This is a genomic window from Spirillospora sp. NPDC049652, assembly GCF_040675125.1.
Lineage (GTDB): Bacteria > Actinomycetota > Actinomycetes > Streptosporangiales > Streptosporangiaceae > Spirillospora.
Genome location: NZ_JBFAOF010000749.1, coordinates 1 through 3,676 on the forward strand (window position 1 = coordinate 1; position 3,676 = coordinate 3,676).

General features: G+C 71.3%; 1 protein-coding gene. It reads left to right on the forward strand.

Annotated elements, in window-relative coordinates:
* Nucleotides 1-567 precede the first annotated feature (567 nt).
* On the forward strand, nt 568-3,676 hold a 3,109-nt coding region (locus AB0J52_RS31880; protein WP_500186495.1), incomplete at its 3' end, for an NAD-glutamate dehydrogenase.

Consider the following 3,676-nt stretch of genomic DNA (forward strand, 5'->3'; position numbering starts at 1 on the left):
CCGACCGGCGGGCCGACGACGCCCACCCGGCCGACGCCCTCGGACACTCCGACGACCACGCCGACGCACAGCGAGACGCCGTCGCCGCCCGAGACCACGCCGCCGCCGGAACCGACCAAGCCGCCGTCGCCCGGCACCGGCAACCAGGGGCAGTCGCCGCCTCCCGGCGGCTGACCGACCGGCGCTCCCCGTCCCGGCCGCGCCCGAAACGTGATCTTCGCCACGTCCGGGGCGGCCGGTCCCGGCCGTGTGCTGGGAATATCCCCTTCCGTCCGGCGTCCGCCGGGCCGCCCGGCATCGGCGTGTTGGCGCGTGTCCACCGCGCGTCCGGACGCCGCGCCGTAGGCTGGAGACCGCTGGAGCCGGGGTTCGCGACGACCTCGTGAACAGGCTCCCAACCGGCCGAAAGCGGCCGGAAACCACCGTGACCTCCGCCATGGAACCGCCACGTGACGGGCGCGTCGAGCGGCGCTGCCCAAGTCGGCTTTTTGGTCATTCCTGGCTACGCTGACGCAGTGAGCAGCGCCACAACGGAGTGGCGTAGGTCTCTTCTTCGGGAGTTGTTTGATGGGCGGCAAGCTCGACCAGGCCAAGGACGACCTGCTGAGGAGGGCGGCGGAGACCTGTCTCCAAGGCTCCGGTTCGCGGGGGGATCTCGACGACGCGGTCGCCTTCCTCCGCCTCTACTACCGGCACGTGGCCTCGGAGGACCTGTTCGACCGCGACCCCGCCGACATCTGCGGGCCGGCGATGGCGCACCGGGCCCTCGGCGAGGACCGGCCGCAGGGCCGGGCCAAGGTCCGCGTGTTCACCCCCACGCTGGAGGAGTGCGGCTGGGACCCTGGGCACACCGTCGTGCAGGTGGTCACCGACGACATGCCGTTCCTGGTGGACTCGGTGGCGATGGAGCTGAACCGGCACCACTACACCACCCACATGATCGTGCACCCGCAGCTCGGGGTGGACCGGGACGTCGCCGGGCAGCTGCACGCCTTCCGCTCCAACCTGCAGAGCCCCACCGACGTCGACGAGTCCTGGATCCACATCGAGATCGACCGGACCAGCGACCGCGCCCGGATGGAGCAGCTGGAGGACGACCTGCGCCGCGTTCTGCAGGACGTGCGCGTGTCGGTCGAGGACGAGCCGAAGATGCGGGCCCGGGCCGGGGAGATCTCCGAGCTGGTCTCGCGGACGCCGCCGCCCGTCCCGGAGAGCGAGCGCGCCGAGACCGTCGAGCTGCTGGACTGGCTCGCCGACGGCCACTTCACCTTCCTCGGCTACCGCGACTACACGCTGACCGACGACGGCACGGCGCTGCGCCCCGTCCCCGGCACCGGGCTCGGCATCCTGCGCAACGACAAGCCCGAGTCCGGCGGTTTCGCCGCGCTGCCGCCCGAGGTGCGCGCGAAGGCCACCGAGCGGAAGCTGCTGATCGTCACCAAGGCCAACTCCCGCTCGACCGTGCACCGCCCGCTGTACCTGGACTACATCGGCGTCAAGAAGTTCGACGACAACGGCGTCGTCGTCGGCGAGCGGCGGTTCCTCGGCCTGTTCACGCACGTCGCCTACAGCGAGTCCATCGGGCACATCCCGGTGCTGAAGCGCAAGCTCGACCAGGTGCTCGAACTCGGCGGGTTCACCCCCGGCAGCTACGACGGCCAGGACCTCGTGGAGATCCTGGAGACCTACCCCCGCGACGAGCTGTTCCAGGTCTCCGCCGAGGAGCTGCTGCCCATCGCGCTCGGCGTGCTGCGGCTGCGCGAGCGCCGCCAGCTCAAGCTGTTCCTGCGCAAGGACGCCTACGGCCGGTTCATGTCCTGCATGGTGTACCTGCCGCGGGACCGCTACACCACCAAGGTCCGGCTGCGCGTCCAGGAGATCCTGCGCCGCGCGTTCGACGGCGTCGCGGTCGACTACAGCGCCAACGTCACCGAGTCGCTGCTGGCCCGCCTGCACGTGGTCGTGCGCGGCGAGCGCGGCCGTCCGCTGCCGGACGTGGACGTCGAGGAGCTGGAGGCCCGGCTCGCCGCCGCGACCCGCTCCTGGGCCGACGACCTGACCGACGCGATCGTCGAGCAGTGCGGCGAGGAGAAGGCGGGCGAGCTGACCCGCCGGTACGGCGACGCGTTCCCGGAGGGGTACAAGGCCGACTTCCCGGCCCGCACCGCGGTGAGCGACCTGCGCCGCCTGGACGCGCTCGGCACCGACCCGGCCGTGGCCGACGGCACCTCGATCAACCTGTACGAGCCGTTCAGCGCCGAGCCGGGCGAGCGCCGGCTGAAGATCTACCGGCTGGGCGAGCCGATCTCGCTGACCCGCGTCCTGCCGCTGCTGTCCAACATGGGCGTCGAGGTGGTGGACGAGCGCCCGTACGAGATCAACACCGGCGAGGGCCGGCGCTACTGGATCTACGACCTCGGGCTGCGGTACGAGCCCGCCGCCGAGGTCGCCGAGGACGACGTCAAGGGCCTGTTCCAGGACGCCTTCGAGGCGCTGTGGCGCGGCGACATCGAGAACGACGGGTTCAACGCGCTCGTCCTGCACACCGGGCTGAACTGGCGGCAGGCGATGATCCTGCGCGCCTACGCGATGTACCTGCGGCAGACCGGGACGTCCTTCTCCAAGCGCTACATCGAGGGCGTGCTGCTGCGGAACTCCGGCATCACCCGGCTGCTGGTCCGGCTGTGGGAGTCGCGGCTCGACCCGGCCCTCGCCGGCGGCGAGACCGAGCGCTCCGCGGGCATCACCGAGGAGATCACCGGCCGCCTGGAGGACGTCGCGAGCCTCGACGAGGACCGCATCCTGCGCGCCTACCTGGCGATGATCCAGGCGACCCTGCGCACCAACCACTACCAGCGCAAGCCCTACCTGGCGCTGAAGTTCGACCCCGAGCGCATCCCGGACCTGCCGCTGCCGCGGCCCAAGTTCGAGATCTTCGTGTACTCGCCGCGGGTCGAGGGCGTCCACCTGCGGTTCGGGTCGGTCGCGCGCGGCGGGCTGCGCTGGTCCGACCGGCGCGAGGACTTCCGCACCGAGGTCCTCGGCCTGGTCAAGGCGCAGGCGGTGAAGAACACCGTGATCGTCCCGGCCGGGGCCAAGGGCGGCTTCGTCGGCAAGCAGCTGCCGGACTCCTTCGACCGCGAGGCGTTCATGAAGGGCGGCATCGCCTGCTACAAGGAGTTCATCTCCGGCCTGCTCGACCTCACCGACAACCTCGTGGACGGCAAGGTCGTCCCGCCGCCGGACGTCGTCCGGCACGACGGCGACGACACCTACCTGGTCGTCGCCGCCGACAAGGGCACCGCGACGTTCTCCGACATCGCCAACGGCGTCGCCGCCGAGTACGGCTTCTGGCTCGGCGACGCGTTCGCGTCCGGCGGCTCGGTCGGCTACGACCACAAGGCGATGGGCATCACCGCGCGCGGCGCGTGGGAGTCGGTCAAGTACCACTTCCGCTCGCTGGGCAAGGACGTCCAGAACGAGGACTTCACCGCCGTCGGCATCGGCGACATGTCCGGCGACGTGTTCGGCAACGGCATGCTGCTGAGCGAGCACACCCGGCTCGTCGCCGCGTTCGACCACCGGCACATCTTCGTCGACCCGGACCCGGACGCCGCCCGCTCGTTCGCCGAGCGGCACCGGCTGTTCGCGCTGCCGCGCAGCTCCTGGGCCGACT